This is a genomic window from Labrys wisconsinensis (assembly GCF_030814995.1).
GTDB lineage: Bacteria > Pseudomonadota > Alphaproteobacteria > Rhizobiales > Labraceae > Labrys > Labrys wisconsinensis.
On record NZ_JAUSVX010000003.1, the window covers coordinates 357,984 to 372,692 of the forward strand.

General features: G+C 70.1%; 12 protein-coding genes. 6 read left to right on the top strand and 6 right to left on the bottom strand.

Annotation, left to right across the window (positions count from 1 at the left end; genetic code table 11):
• Positions 1-71: 71 nt before the first annotated feature.
• From QO011_RS11640 to ilvA, 3 genes are all read right to left on the bottom strand, one after another.
• Positions 72-200 (bottom strand): hypothetical protein, encoded by a 129-nt coding sequence (locus tag QO011_RS11640; protein WP_307271878.1) that lies wholly within the window; start codon positions 198-200, stop codon positions 72-74.
• A gap of 15 nt (positions 201-215) precedes the next feature.
• Positions 216-1,532, bottom strand: a complete 1,317-nt coding sequence (gene proS, locus QO011_RS11645; RefSeq protein WP_307271881.1) for a proline--tRNA ligase — start codon at positions 1,530-1,532, stop codon at positions 216-218.
• A gap of 462 nt (positions 1,533-1,994) precedes the next feature.
• Positions 1,995-3,506: a threonine ammonia-lyase, biosynthetic gene (ilvA, locus tag QO011_RS11650; protein WP_307271884.1), complete on the bottom strand. Its 1,512-nt coding sequence runs from the start codon at positions 3,504-3,506 to the stop codon at positions 1,995-1,997.
• Between the two features lie 195 nt (positions 3,507-3,701).
• On the opposite strand from ilvA, the gene QO011_RS11655 reads away from it, so the two are divergent.
• Entirely contained in the window at positions 3,702-4,457 is a 756-nt protein-coding gene (locus QO011_RS11655; RefSeq protein WP_307271886.1) for a class I SAM-dependent methyltransferase, read from the top strand.
• Between the two features lie 18 nt (positions 4,458-4,475).
• Here the strand turns inward: QO011_RS11655 and QO011_RS11660 are convergent, their stop codons facing one another.
• Positions 4,476-5,531 (bottom strand): polysaccharide deacetylase family protein, encoded by a 1,056-nt coding sequence (locus QO011_RS11660; RefSeq protein WP_307271888.1) that lies wholly within the window; start codon positions 5,529-5,531, stop codon positions 4,476-4,478.
• 133 nt (positions 5,532-5,664) lie between these two features.
• Entirely contained in the window at positions 5,665-8,127 is a 2,463-nt protein-coding gene (locus QO011_RS11665) for an exopolysaccharide transport family protein (protein ID WP_307271891.1), read from the bottom strand.
• Between the two features lie 154 nt (positions 8,128-8,281).
• On the opposite strand from QO011_RS11665, the gene QO011_RS11670 reads away from it, so the two are divergent.
• From QO011_RS11670 to QO011_RS11690, 5 genes are all read left to right on the top strand, one after another.
• Entirely contained in the window at positions 8,282-8,875 is a 594-nt protein-coding gene (locus QO011_RS11670) for a polysaccharide biosynthesis/export family protein (protein WP_307271894.1), read from the top strand.
• Positions 8,876-9,015: 140 nt separating this feature from the next.
• Positions 9,016-10,551 (top strand): undecaprenyl-phosphate glucose phosphotransferase, encoded by a 1,536-nt coding sequence (locus QO011_RS11675; protein ID WP_307271898.1) that lies wholly within the window; start codon positions 9,016-9,018, stop codon positions 10,549-10,551.
• Positions 10,551-11,843 (top strand): O-antigen ligase family protein, encoded by a 1,293-nt coding sequence (locus QO011_RS11680; protein WP_307271901.1) that lies wholly within the window; start codon positions 10,551-10,553, stop codon positions 11,841-11,843. Before QO011_RS11675 ends, QO011_RS11680 begins: the two co-directional genes overlap by 1 nt.
• Before the next feature lie 169 nt (positions 11,844-12,012).
• Positions 12,013-13,473, top strand: a complete 1,461-nt coding sequence (gene cysG / locus QO011_RS11685; protein ID WP_307271903.1) for a siroheme synthase CysG — start codon at positions 12,013-12,015, stop codon at positions 13,471-13,473.
• A 70-nt stretch (positions 13,474-13,543) separates the two neighbouring features.
• On the top strand, positions 13,544-13,774 hold the full coding sequence (locus QO011_RS11690; RefSeq protein WP_307271906.1) for a hypothetical protein: 231 nt from the start codon (positions 13,544-13,546) through the stop codon (positions 13,772-13,774).
• A 13-nt stretch (positions 13,775-13,787) separates the two neighbouring features.
• Here QO011_RS11690 and QO011_RS11695 read toward each other — a convergent pair whose 3' ends face one another.
• Positions 13,788-14,705, bottom strand: coding sequence for a LysR family transcriptional regulator (locus tag QO011_RS11695; RefSeq protein WP_307271908.1), 918 nt, complete (start codon positions 14,703-14,705; stop codon positions 13,788-13,790).
• Positions 14,706-14,709: the final 4 nt, after the last annotated feature.

The following is a 14,709-nucleotide window of genomic DNA, read 5'->3' on the forward strand; positions in this document are numbered from 1 at the left end:
CGGCGCTTTCGTGCGTCGCCGCCATCATCCCCGCGCCGGCCTGGTCGGCAAGGACCGCCGCTGCCATGCCCCTAGCCGACGTGCCGGCCGAGGATGTCGAGGGTGCGGGCCCGGGCGCATTCGGCTCCCGCGCGGTCATGGCTGCCGCCGACATCGCGGTTGAGGCCGTCGGCGGCGGTGAGCCGGACCATCTCCTGCATGACGGATCCCCCGGGTCAGAAGCGGGCCAGCACGTCGGCCGGGCTCAGGGTCTCGCGCGCGCCGGTGGCGCGATTCTTCAGCTCCACCTGCCCGGCGGCCAACCCCTTCGGCCCGACGATCACCTGCCAGGGCAGGCCGATCAGGTCCATGGCGGCGAACTTGGCGCCGGGCCGCTCCTCGGTGTCGTCGAGCAGCACCTCGACGCCCTTGGCGCCGAGCCTGGCGTAGAGTTCGGCGCAGGCCCCGTCGACCGCGGCGTCGCCGGGCTTGAGGTTGACCAGGCCGACGCGGAACGGAGCGATCGCTTCCGGCCAGATGATGCCGGCCTCGTCGTGCCCCGCCTCGATCGCGGCGGCGGCGACGCGGGTCGGGCCGATGCCGTAGGAGCCCCCATGCACGGGCACGAGCGAGCCGTCCGGCGCGGCGACGACGGCCTTCATCGGCGCGGAATATTTCGTGCCGAAATAGAAGATGTGCCCGACCTCGATGCCGCGGGCGGACACCTGCGCTTCGGCGGGAAGCGCCGCGAAGGCGGCGGCGTCGTGCTTCTCCGACGTGGCGGCATAGAGCGAGGTCCAGCGCTTGACGATGGCGTCGAGCCCGGCCTTGTCGTCGAAGTCGGTCGCCGCGTCGGGCGCCGTCATCGTGAGGTAGTCCTTGTGGCAGAACACCTCGCTCTCGCCGGTCGAGGCGAGGATGATGAACTCGTGGCTGAGATTGCCGCCGATCGGGCCGGTGTCGGCCACCATCGGGATGGCGGTGAGGCCGAGCCGGGCAAAGGTCCTGAGATAGGCCACGAACATCTTGTTGTAGGAATGCTCGGCCCCGGCCTGGTCGAGATCGAAGGAATAGGCGTCCTTCATCAGGAACTCGCGCCCGCGCATCAGGCCGAAGCGCGGACGGATCTCGTCCCGGAACTTCCACTGGATATGGTAGAGGTTCAGCGGCAGGTCCTTGTAGCTGCGCACATAGGTGCGGAAGATGTCGGTGATCATCTCCTCATTGGTCGGGCCGTAGAGCACGTCGCGCTCGTGGCGGTCCTTGATGCGCAGCATCTCCTTGCCATAGTCGTCGTAGCGCCCGCTCTCGCGCCAGAGATCGGCCGACTGGATGGTCGGCATCAGGAGCTCGATCGCGCCGGCCCGGTTCTGCTCCTCGCGGATGATGCGGTTGATCTTCTCCACCACGCGCAAACCCAGCGGCAGCAGCGCATAGATGCCGGCAGCCTCCTGACGGATCATCCCGGCACGCAGCATCAGCCGGTGGGATACGACTTCGGCCTCCTTCGGCGTCTCGCGCAGGATGGGCAGGAAATAGCGGCTGAGGCGCATGGAACAGGCTTTCGAGGCTGAAGAACGGCGGCGAGATGACCCGATCCCCGCCGAAAATACAAGCGGGAGCGGCGGTCAAAACACGGCCGCGGCGGTGGCATAGCTCTGCCCGATCCCTAGTCCAGAAAAACGATCTGCACAAATTTTCAGCAATATTATGAAATTTGAGCGACAGGCTGCGCGGGGACGTGACAACGCACAACAGATGGTCTAGCGTCCCGATCCGTTAACGGCAGGACGACCAAACGCCCGGTGTCGGGCAGCAGGAAGTCAAGGTCCAAGTCTTGGGAGGAAGCCTAGCGGCGCCGCCGGCAAAAATGCCGGGAAAGAGCAGCCTACCCGGGGTTCTCAACATCGCGATAGACGAATGAGGAATTCGGCGGGTAATTAGGTTTGAGACGTGGTCTGGTATAGAAAAGCGAGGCTTGCGAAAGCCTCGCTTTTTTCGTGCGTCCCGCATCCTCAAGCCAGGAACATGCGGAAAGCCGGATTTTCCGTTTCCTCCTCATAGGGATAGCCGAGCGAGCGCAATTGCCGCACGAAGCGCTGCCGGTCGGCGGCGGGCACCTGCAGGCCGGCGAGGACGCGACCATAGTCGGCGCCGTGGTTGCGGTAGTGGAACAAGGTGATGTTCCAGTCGGTGCCGACGGCCTCCAGGAACTTCAGAAGCGAGCCCGGCCGCTCGGGGAACTCGAAGCGCAGGATGACCTCGTCGGCGAGAGCCGGGGCGCGGCCGCCCACCATGTAGCGGATGTGCAGCTTGGCCGCCTCGTTGTCGCTGATATCGAGCACGCCGTAGCCCAGTTGCGTCAACTCGGCGACGATAGCCGGCTTCTCCGCCTTGGCGTCGCCGAGCTTGATGCCGACGAAGACATGGGCGGCGGCATTGTCGGCGTAGCGGTAGTTGAACTCGGTGATGGCCCGGTTGCCGAGGACGTTGATGAAACGCTTGTAGCTGCCGCGCTCCTCGGGAATCGTCACTCCGAGCAGAATCTCGCGCGCCTCGCCGATCTCGGCGCGCTCGGCCACGTGCCGGAGCCGGTCGAAGTTCATGTTGGCGCCGCTGTTGATCGCCACCAGCGCCCCGCTGCGTCCGGGCTGGCGGGCGGCATGGAGCTTGAGCCCGGCCAGCGACAGCGCCCCGGCGGGCTCGGCGAGCACGCGCGTGTCCTCGAAGATGTCCTTGACCGCCGCGCACATCTCGTCGGTATCGGCAAGGATCACGCCATCCAGCAGATCCTTGCACAGCTGGAAGGTCTCGGTGCCGGCCCGGCGCACCGCCACGCCGTCGGCGAACAGGCCGACCCGGTCGAGCTCGACCGGCGCGCCCGCCGCGAGCGCCGCCTGCATCGAGGCGGCGTCCACCGGCTCGACGCCGATCACCCGGGTCTGCGGCCGCAGGAACTTGACATAGGCGGCGATGCCGGCGGCCAGGCCACCGCCGCCGATCGGCACGAAGATCGCCTCGATCGGCCCGGGATGCTGGTGCAGGATCTCCATGCCGACCGTCCCCTGCCCGGCGATCACGTCGGGATCGTCGAAGGGGTGGACGAAGGTGAGCCCATGCCGGCGCTCGAGAGCGCGGGCATGGGCATGGGCCTCGTCGAACGCCTCGCCGTGCAGCACCACCCGGCCGCCGCGATGGCGCACGGCGTCGACCTTGATGGCCGGCGTCGTCACCGGCATGACGATGGTGGCGGCGATGCCGAGGCGCTGCGCCGACAGCGCCACGCCCTGCGCGTGGTTGCCGGCGGAGGCGCAGATCACGCCGGCCGCGCGGGCCGCGTCCGACAGGCGCGCCAGGCGGTTGTAGGCGCCGCGGATCTTGAAGGAGAAGATCGGCTGCAGGTCCTCGCGCTTGAGCAGGACCGACGCATCGAGGCGCTCGCCGAGGCGCACCATGCGGTCGAGAGGGGTCTGCACGGCGACGTCATAGACGCGGGCATCGAGGATCTTGCGGACGTAATCGGTCACCGGAGGCTCGCGAAGACGGGAAACAGAGCCGGCATCGGGCCGGCGCCCGCGACGCATAGGCCGATTTCGCGGAGATTTCGATCGACAAATCCGCCCGGCATGGCAGACCCTCGGCCACCGCACACCGCGGCCCGATCCCCGATGCCGGGAGCGCCAGGGCGCGGCAGGGCGGTGGCAGATGCGGGACGCAGCGACATGCACGAGACCGGGCCCTTCGACGACCGTCTCTACGCCGATCCGGCGCTGGTCGACTTCTACGACCTCGACAATGGCTGGCGCGCCGACTTCGATTTCTGCGCGACGCTGGCGGCAGGCGCCGGCTCGGTTCTCGATCTGGGCTGCGGCACCGGAGAACTGGCCGCGGCGCTGGCGCCCGGACGGCACGTCGCTGGCGTCGACCCCGCCGCCGCCATGCTCGAGGCCGCGCGGCGGCGCCCCGGGGGAGAGCGCGTGCGCTGGATCGAGGCCGATGCGCGCACCGTCCGGCTCGGGCATCGCTTCGACCGCGTGATCCTGACCGGCCACGCCTTCCAGGTCTTCCTGACGACGGCCGACCAGCGAGCGGTCCTGCGGACCATCGCCGAGCATCTGGCGCCGGACGGGCGCTTCGTCTTCGACAGCCGCAATCCACAGGCACGGGCGTGGCTCGAATGGGTGCCGGGCGAATCCCACCGCCGGCTCGACCATCCGGCACTGGGGCCCGTCGAGGCCTGGAACGACGCGGTCCACGATGCGGCCACCGGCATCGTGACCTATGAGACCCATTATCGGCTGCTGCGGGACGGACGGCATCTCTGCGCCGCCTCCAGGATCCGCTTCACGCCGCAGGCGGATCTCGCCGCGCTTCTGGACGAAGCCGGTCTCGTCGTCGAGACATGGCTCGGCGACTGGCACGGCGGCGCCTGCGGCCCCTCCTCCCCGGACTTCATCCCGATCGGGCGGCGGCGCTGACCCTCCGGGGCGGCAGGCTCAGGCGGCGTCGGCGGGCCGCAGGCGGTCGGCGAGCGCAAAGGGAGCGCCCGACAGGAACAGGTCGACATAGCGCAGCGCCTGGAAATGTCCGTTCAGCGACACGCGCGGCAGGCATTCGGCACGGGCGGCATGGGCGCCGTGAACCAGACCGCGGCGGGTGGTGACGCCGGTGCGGAAGCCCAGTTCCCGCACCATGGCGAATTCGCGGGGCCCGGCCGCTGCGGCATTGCCGACGGGATAGGCGAAGTGCTCGATCCGCCGCCCCAGCGTACGCTCGAGCACGGTCCGCCCCTCCAGGATCTCCGCCCGCGCGTCCACCGCCGGCAGCTTGGCCAGCATCGGATGGGAGCGGGTATGCGCACCGAAGGTGGCGAGCGGGTCGGCGCCGAGCGCGGCGAGCTCCGGCCAGGTCATGCACAGCTCCCGGCACGGCGCCTGCGGCGCGAATCCGGCCTGGCGCGCCAGGTCCGCGATGGCGGGATGGCGTGAGGGCTCGCCGTCCCGCAGCAGGTCGGCGTAGATCGCGGCAAAGGCCCGGCCCTTGGCCCGTGCATCGGCGGTCTCGTAGCGGCGTGGAATGCCGCCGAGCACGGCCTCGGCCGCGGCGAGGCGCCGGATCGCCTCCGCCAGCACCACCCACCACAGCACGCCGCGGCCCTCGGCGAAGTCGCTGGCGACATAGATGGTGTAGGGGCAGCCATGCCGCTGGAACACCGGCACGGCATGGAGGGCGTTGTCGCGATAGCCGTCGTCGAGCGTGAAGGCCGCGAACGGGGACCCCTCCTCCGCCGCGCCGATGCGCCGATGCGCCTCGTCCATGGTGACGAGATCGAAGCCGCGCTCCCGGACCCGTGCGATCGTGCGGTCGAGGAATTCCGGCGTCACTTCCAGATGCCGGTTCGGCGCGAAGGCTTCGCCCCGCCACGGCCGAACGTGATGCAGCATGAAGATGGCGCCGCGCCCCTTCGCCGGGGGCGGCATCCAGCGATGCGCCCCGACGAGGTGAAGGGCGTCGAGGCCGGACTTGAACACGAGCTGGCGCAGACCGGACATGGTGCCCTCCCCGCCCCAGCCTGCGGCGAAAACCGCAAGATTCAGTTAGCACCTCCCGCGAATGCGGGAGCGGCCCGCGAATGCGGGAGCGTCCCGCGAATGCGGGAGCATCCCGCGACGCCGTCCCCGGCCGTCACGCCGCGGCGAGGCCGTCCGGTCCGGCCTCGGGCGCGGCCACCGTGGCGATGTCGCGGGCGCCGAGCCGCTCCAGCACGCCGCGGGCGTCGATGCCGTCGGCGCCGGCCTCCTCGGGCACGCTGACCACCAGCGCGCTCTCGCAGGCGGCGGCGATCGGCGCCCAGATCGGTCCCTCCGGGCCGCGCAGCACGCCGCCGTCGAACACGACGGCGTCATAGGTCGAGGACAACGCCTCGAACACCACCTGCAGCCGGGCCGTCACCCCCTCGCCGTCGGCATCGGCGGAGACGGCGCGACCGCCGCCGATCAGGTGCAGACGGGAGAAACGGTCGCGCTCGATCACGTCGACGAAGGACGCCTCGCCTGCAAGGAGCTCGCCGAGGCCCGGCCGGCCGCCGGACGCCTCGCCCGGCGTGAGGTCGATCAGGACGACGCGCAGGCTTGCGGCTGCGAGCGCCCGGGCAAAGTGCGACGCGGCCGCCGAGATGCCTTCCCGCGATCCGCTGCCGGCAAAGAGGACGCTGCGGGTACCGCCCATCCGGGCGCGCAGCTGCGCCGCCAGCCGCTCGAGCTCGGTGAGACGGTCGCGCTGCGGGGTGGCATCGTGGACCGGCGGCACCTCGGCCATCGGCAGCGGCTCGACCGGCGGCGCAGGCTCGGCAGCCGGAACGGGCTCTACCGGCGCGGCGATGGCCTCGAGGCTCTGGGACGACTCGGCCTCGGCCGCAGCAGGCTCGGGCGTCGTCGCGACGGGTGCCGGCGCATCCGCCGGGAGCACAGCCGCGACGGGGTCGCCGGCGGGCTCCGGCGGCCGATAGCCGAGCGGCTCGTGCAGGCCGAGCGCCGCCTCGCCGGCGGCCGCGGGCATCGGCGGCGTCCAGAGCGGTGCAGGCACGGCCGCCTCCGCCGCAGGCTCCGGCGGGAGGTGGCGACCGGGGCCGGCGGGCGGCGGCTCGCGCGGCGACTCCGCCGGCACAGGGGCCGGCCGCAGCGGCGGGCGCTCGGCCTCGGCCGGCGGCTCGCTCGCCGGACGCTGGGTGAAAGCGCGCCCGGACATCAGTTCCGAGGCGGCCACGAGGGCCAGCGACAGCACGAGGACGGCGACGGTGACGATGAAGATGATCGGCAGCTTGCGCGGGAAATAGGGCGTCGTCGCCGGCACCGCCTGGGAGATGATGCGCCCGCCCGCCGGCATCTCGGTGAAGGAGCCGTAGGCGTTCGCCTCGCGGTAGCGCGAGAGATAGGCCTCCAGCAGGTCGCGCTGCGCCTTGGCCTCACGCTCCAGCGCGCGCAGCTGCACCTCCTGCTCGTTGGAGGAGGCGGCCTGCTGCTTCTGGCTATCGAGCTGCTGCGTCAGGGTCTCGACCCGGGACCCCGCAAGCTGCGCGTCGTTCTCCAGCGAGCGCACGGTCTTCTGGGCCTCGATGACGATCTGCTTCTGCAAGCCGGCGAGCTGGGCGTTCAGCTCCTTGATGCGGGGATGGGCGGGCAGCAGCGTCCGCGATTCCAGCGCCAGCTGGGAGCTCAGGGTGACGCGCTGCTCGATCAGGCGGCGCATCAGGTCGTTGTTGTTGACGTCGGAGACGTCGATCGGCTTGCCGGCCTTGAGCAGCCCGCGGATCAGGCTGGCCTTGGCCTGCGCCTCGGTCTGCTGGGCACGGGCGGCGGAGAGCTGGGTGTTGGCGTCGACGAGCTGCTGGGTGGTGAGCGAGGCGTTGTTCTGGGCGATGAACAGGCCGTTCTTGGTGCGATAATCCTCCACCGCGGCTTCGGCCTTGGCCACGGTCTTGCGCAGCTCGTCGATCTGGGGCGAGAGCGCCTGCGAGGCGTCGAGGGATTCGCCGCGCTTGGCGGCGCGCTGGGTCTCGATATAGAGCGCGGCTATGGTGTTGGCGGCGCGGGCCGCCAGGTCCGGGTCGCGCGAGGAGAACTCGATGGTGATGACCCGCGACTTGTCGACGGGATAGGCGGCGAGGGCCTCGAAATAGGTGTCGAGCACCCGCTCCTCCGGCGCCTTGGCGAGCGGGTCCTTGGCCAGGCCCAGCACCATCAGCACCTGCGACAGCGGGCCGACGCCCGAGGCGCCGGGGTCGAATTCGGGGTTGCCGACCAGGCCGAGCTTCTTGATCGCGGCCAGGGCGAGGTCGCGCGACATGATCACCTGCACCTGGCTGGCGACCGCCTGCTCGTCGACGACCTGCTGGTCTGCGCCCGGCTGGGCCCCGGTCGGCCGCGTGAAGGTCGATTCCTGCGCCTGCAGGAACACGCTGGCGGTCGACTTGTACTTGGCCGGAATCAGCTGCACCACGATCGCCGAGCAGACGAGGGCGATCAGGGTCGGAATCAGAATCAGCCGCCGGCGGGCCCACAGCGCCCGCGCAAGGGCGCCGAGGTCCAATTCGCCGCCGCGCTCATCGCGGGCGGCCAACGGATCGCTGGCGTCTAAGGAAGCGCGCATGACGGACCCCGGGAGCATGACCGTCCCGATCTGACAGCAACATGGTTGATGCGACGTTAATCGCGTCCCGGCCGCCGGGGCGGCGTTGGAGTTTGTTAACCATAATCGGCCTAGAAGGGACTCGATCAGAAGTTGTCAATGCGGGTCCTCTCCCATGCACCGTCCAACCGTCGGATCGCCGCTGCGCCGCAAGCCGGGCAGCACGCTGCGCCTCGCCGTGGTCGCGCTCGGCATCCTTACTGCCGGTTGCAGCTCGCCCCGCTACGCCGCCTTCCAGGACACGCCCTACACGCCCTACCGTCTCAGCTCCGGCGACAAGGTGCGGGTGCTGGTCTTCGGCCAGGACAATATCTCCAACATCTACGCGGTCGATGCGAGCGGGCGGATCTCCATGCCGCTGATCGGCGCGGTGCCGGTCTCCGGCCGCACCACCGCCCAGCTCGAGGGCGACATCGCCACGCGGCTGCAGAACGGCTATGTGCGCGAGCCGCACGTCTCGATCGAGGTGGAGCAGTATCGGCCGTTCTTCGTGCTCGGCGAGGTCAACCAGGCCGGACAGTTCCCCTACGTGAACGGGCTGACCGCCCAGACCGCGGTGGCGATCGCCGGCGGCTTCACCCCCCGCGCCCAGGAGCGCAGCGTCGAGCTCACCCGGCTCGTCGACGGGCAGGCCGTCACCGGCTTCGTGCCGATCACCTACCCCCTGCAGCCCGGCGACACGATCAAGGTCAGCGAGCGCTGGTTCTGAAGGCAGCGACGGCCACCCCTGATCGGGACGGACAGGTTCAAGTTTACGCAGTCGCCTGAACCAATCCTCAAGCATTCCGCGTCATTGTCTGCCGGCGATGCGCCCGCCGTCAGCGGCCGGGACAGGACGGAATGCGTGCCATGACCGAGTTCAATGCCCGTGCGAAATTCGGAACCCGGGCGATGATGAGCGCGCCGGCGCCGGTCGCCGACGCGCCGCCGGCGGCGCTGTCGGACCAGGCTCGCGCCATCGCCGACCGCTTCTCCGACAGGCCGATCTCGCGCAGCATGCTGAGCGGCTGGGTCCGGATCATCGAGTTCCTGGCGGTGCTGGCCATCGGCTTCGCCGTCTATCTCGGCACCATCGTGCGCGAAGACGGCAGCGATCCGCGCTACCTCATCCCGCTCGTGCTCGGCGCGCTGTTCACGATCGCCCTGATCCAGGCCGCCGACGGCTACAACACCGGCGCGTTCCGCTCCATCTTCGGGCAGATCGGCCGAATTGCCGCGGCCTGGACGCTGGTCTTCGCCGGATTCGCGGTGGCGATCTTCTTCCTCAAGCTCGGCGAGTTCTATTCGCGCCTCTGGTTCACCGCCTGGTACATTGCCGGCTTCGCATTCTTCCTGGTGTTCCGCACCGGCGTGGCGGTGCTCGTCGGGCACTGGATGCGCGACGGCCGGCTGCAACGCCGCGCCGTGATCGTCGGCGGCGGCGAGACCGCCGCCGAGCTGATCCGCTCGATGGAGGCCTCGGCCGACAAGGACGTGCAGATCTGCGGCATCTTCGACGATCGCGCCGGCGACCGCTCGCCGGCGATCGTCCAGGGCTACCCCAGGCTCGGCACCATCGCCGAGCTGGTCGCCTTCGCGCGCATCGCCAAGATCGACATGCTGATCGTGTCGCTGCCGATCACCGCGGAGAACCGGCTGCTGCAGATCCTGCGCCAGCTCTGGGTGCTGCCGGTGGATATCCGCCTCTCCGCCCACACCAACAAGCTGCGCTTCCGGCCGCGCTCCTACAGCTATATCGGCGCCGTGCCGTTCCTGGACGTGTTCGACAAGCCGATCGCCGACTGGGATTCGATCGTCAAGCGCAGCTTCGACCTCGTCTTCGCCAGCCTGGCGCTGGTGCTGCTCTCGCCGGTGCTGGCGGCCACGGCGATCGCCATCAAGCTCGATTCGAAGGGGCCGGTGCTGTTTCGCCAGAAGCGCTACGGCTTCAACAACGAGGTGATCGACGTCTTCAAGTTCCGCTCGATGTATGCGGAGAAATGCGACTACGAAGCCAAGGTGGCGGTGACCAAGGGCGACCCGCGCGTCACCCGCGTCGGGCGCTTCATCCGCAAGACCTCCATCGACGAGCTGCCGCAGCTGATCAACGTGCTGATCGGCAACCTCTCCCTGGTCGGCCCGCGTCCGCACGCGGTCGGCTCGAACACCCAGGACAAGCTGTGGGAGGCGGTGGTCGACGGCTACTTCGCCCGCCACAAGGTCAAGCCCGGCGTCACCGGCTGGGCCCAGATCAACGGCTGGCGCGGCGAGGTCGACACCTCCGAGAAGCTGCGCCGGCGCGTCGAGCACGACCTCTACTATATCGAGAACTGGTCGCCGCTGCTCGACCTGCAGATCCTCGTGCGCACGCCGCTCGCTCTCGTCAACACCGAGAACGCCTATTGATGGCGACCGCGGCGGCCCTCGGCGCGCCGGCCGCCGCGCGGCTGCGCTTCACCGTCAGCCCGGAAAGGCTGCGCCAGGCGACGCTGTGGCTGATGGTGTTCGGCGGCTCGATCACCATGGTCGAGCCCTCGCCCTACGAGCTCCTCGGCGTCCTCGCCATCCTGACCTGGGCCTGCGGCGGCCTGACGCTGAAGCGGGAGATGATCCCGGTCATCCTGCTCGTTCTCGTCTACATGATCGGCGCCACCATCACCCTGATTCCGGTGATGCACCTGCCCAAGACGGTGATGTGGACCTGCATCGGCTGGTTCCTCGCCTTCACCGGCCTGTTCTTCATGATGGTGCTGTCCGAGCGCACGGTGGAGCGCCTCGACATCCTGGTGCGCGCCTATGTCGCCACGGCGGTGATGTGCTCGCTCATCGGCGTGCTCGGCTATGCCCGGCTGCTGCCGGGCTCGGACGCGCTGCTGCTCTATTCGCGCGTCAAGTCGACGTTCCAGGACCCGAACGTCTTCGGCCCGTTCCTGGTCTTCCCAGCCCTCGTTCTGGTGCAGCGGCTCTATATCGACGGCATGGACGGGGCCGGCCGCAACGTCCTGAAGCTCCTCATCATCATGGCCGGCCTGTTCCTGTCGTTCTCGCGCGGCGCCTGGGGCCATTTCGTCGGCTCGGCGGTGCTGATGACGCTGATGACGCTGTGGTGCGCACGCTCGCGCCAGCTGCGCACCCGCGTGGTGGTGCTGTGCATCCTGGGCGCGGTCGCCCTGGCGCTGCTGATCCTGATGCTGCTCTCCTTCGATGCCGTCAGCAAGCTGTTCGCCGAGCGCGCCAGCCTGGAGCAGAACTACGACCTCGGCCAGTTCGGCCGCTTCAACCGCCACTGGCTCGGCTTCGTGCTGGCGCTCGACAAGCCGATCGGCATCGGCATGCTGCAATTCGGCCCGATGTTCGGCGAGGACACCCACAACTCCTATCTCAATGCCTTCATGTCCTACGGATGGATCGGCGGCATCGTCTGGCCGGCGATGGTGGTGTCGACGCTGTTCGTGGGCTGGAAATATTGCCTGAAGCCGGCGCCCTGGCGGCACATCTTCATCTGCGTGACTGCGACCTACCAGGTGGTGGTGCTGGAAGCCTGGATCATCGACGTCGACCATTGGCGCCATGTCTGGCTGCTGTTCGGCGCGGTCTGGGGCCTGGCCATCGCCACGGCGCGGCTGCAGCGCGGCGATCCCCGCAGCCTCGCCGAAACCGCGGCGCCAGCCCTGCGCCGGGGCCGGCGCATGCTGTAGCCGCCGGCCCGAATTTCACGCCAATGGAATGTATGAAATCGGCCGCGGTTGTCATTGCCTGTGGAATGGGCTAGTTGTCCGGCGTCGCCTTCGGGATAGAGTGCCGCGGCCGCCTGCCGCAAGCTCGCCGGCACCAGCCGAAGCCTCGATCCGTTGACCGGGAATCGTCATGAGCCGCACGCCGAGTGAAGCCGAGCCGGGGCGCATCGCGCCGCTTTCGGTGCTGCCGGTGTTCTATCGCCTCGGCGGCAAGCGTGCGTTGGTCGCCGGCGAGAGCGCCGGCACGGCCTGGAAGGCCGAGCTGCTGGCCGCGGCCGGCGCCGCGGTCGAGGTCTACGCTCCTGCCGTCTTCGACGAGCTCGCCGAGGTGCTCGCCCGCAGCGAGGGCCGCATCCGCCATGTCGCCCGGCGCTGGAGCCCGGCGGACCTCGCCGGCGCGGCGCTCGCCGTGGCGGATGCCGCTGACGAGGCGGAGGCGCAGGCCTTCCGCGACGCCGCCAAGGCCGCCGGCGTGCCGGTCAACATCGTCGACCGTCCGGCCTTCTGCGATTTCCAGTTCGGCTCGATCGTCAACCGCTCGCCCCTGGTGGTCGGCATCTCCACCGACGGGGCATCCCCGGTGTTCGCCCAGGCAATTCGTGCCCGCATCGAGACGCTGCTCCCCGACGGCTTCCGCCGCTGGGCCGAGGCGGCCAAGGCCTGGCGGCCGCTGGTGCAGTCGCTCTCCGCCTCCTTCGCCGTCCGGCGCCGGATCTGGGAGCGCTTCGCCCGCGAGGCCCTGGCCCGCCCGGGGGACGAGCCGACCGAATCGGATCGCGGGGCGCTGGTCGCCGCCGCGGCGGCGGACCGTTCCACCGTCGGCTCGGTCGTGCTGGTCGGTGCCGGTCCGGGCGATCCCGAGCTCCTGACGCTGAAGGCGGTGCGCGCCCTGCAGTCGGCCGACGTCATCCTGCACGACGACCTCGTCGCCGAGCCGGTGCTGGACTTCGCCCGGCGCGAGGCCCGGCGCATGGTGGTGGGCAAGCGCGGCCGCCGCCCCTCCTGCAAGCAGGACGACATCAACGCCCTGATGGTGTCGCTCGCGGCCGGCGGCAAGCGCGTCGTCCGCCTCAAGGGCGGGGACCCCCTGGTGTTCGGCCGGGCGGGCGAGGAGATCGCCGCCTGCCGCGCCGCCGGCATCCCGGTCGAGGTGGTGCCCGGCGTCACCGCGGCGCTCGGCGCGGCGGCACGCCTGGCGGTGTCGCTGACCCATCGCGACCATTCCAGGCGCCTGCAATTCGTCACCGCCCATTCCCGCCAGGGTCGCCTGCCCGACGACCTCGACTGGAAGGCGCTGGCCGATCCGGCGGCGACCACCGCCGTCTACATGGGCAAGGCCGTGCTGGGCGAGCTCGCGCAGAAGCTCGTCGCCGCCGGGCTCGATCCGGCGACGCCGGCGATCATCGTCGAATATGCCACGCGCGCCGAGGAGCGGATCTTCCACGCCAGCGTCGGCACCATGGCCGGCGTGCTCGCCGAGGAGGCGCTGGAAGGTCCCTGCATCATGCTGATCGGCGCGGCGCTGGCCGAAGCCAGGCCGGCCGAGGCGGCCGCGATCGTCGAAGAGGCGCTCGCCCGCGCGCAAGCGTGACCTGCCTGCAATTGTAAGCAACTGCGCCAGCCGCTACATCGGAGCGGGGCTGAGAGCAGAGCGAACCGGCATGGTCGAGATGACGAGGCATATTCAGGGTTTGACGGCCTTGCGCGCCGATCTGGTCGAACAGCGCCGGGCAGTCGTGGCCAAGCGCGGCAGCGTCGCCGCCAAATCCATCGCCACCAGCGTGGAGAACTGGCAGCGCCTGATCGAAGCGGTCGACCGGGCGATCGCCGACGAGACCGCCCGCATGCAGCAGGCCAAGGCCAAGCCGGCGGCGGCCGCCGCCGGAGGCTGACGGCGGCGCCGGATCAGCCGCTGCCCTCGCCTTCCATCATCAGCCCGGGCAAGGCGGCCGCCAACGCATCGACGGCGAGGCGGACCTTCAGCGGCAGGTGCGGCGTTTGCAGCCACACCGCGTGGCAGTCGTAGAGATAGTGCGGCTGGTCCGGCAGCAGCGCCAGCAGCGTGCCGGCCCGGATGCGCTCGCGCACGAGCCAGCCGGGAAGCCAGGCGAGCCCCATGCCGTCGGCGGCGGCATCGGCGATGGCGTCGAGGTCGTCGAGGCGCAGCCTGCCGACGGGCATGATCTCGGCCGCGGACTGGCCCTGGCGGGGGAACAGCCAGGGGCGGACGCGGCCCGAGCGGCGATAGACGATGGCCTGGTGCCGGGTGAGATCGTCAAGGGTCCGCGGGCGGCCGTGCCGATCGAGATAGGACGGCGCGGCGCACACGAGCATGCGCTGGCGCGCCAGCCGGCGGGCGACGAGCCCGCCCCGGTCCTCCAGCACGCCGGTGCGGACCGCCAGGTCGTGGCCGCTCTCCGCCAGATCCACGATCGGGTCGCCGAGCGACAGGTCGAGCTCCAACCCCGGATGCTCCCGCGCCAGCGCCATCAGCACCGGGACGACGCAACGGCGGCCGAAATGCACCGGCATGGCGACCCGCAATCTGCCGCACGGCGCGGCCAGCTGGTCGGCGGCGAGCGCATCGGCCGCATCGGCCTCGGCCAGCACCGTGCGGCAGCGCTCGTAATAGGTGCGTCCGAACTCGGTCAGGCTCTGGCGGCGCGTGGTGCGGTTGAGGAGCCGCACGCCGAGGCGCTCCTCCAGGAAGCGGACATGCTTGCCCACCATCGGCGCCGACAGGCCGAGCGCGGCGGCCGCCGCCGCGAAGGAGCCGAGATCGACGGCCCGGATGAACACCGCCATGCTCGCGAGTCGATCCATATTC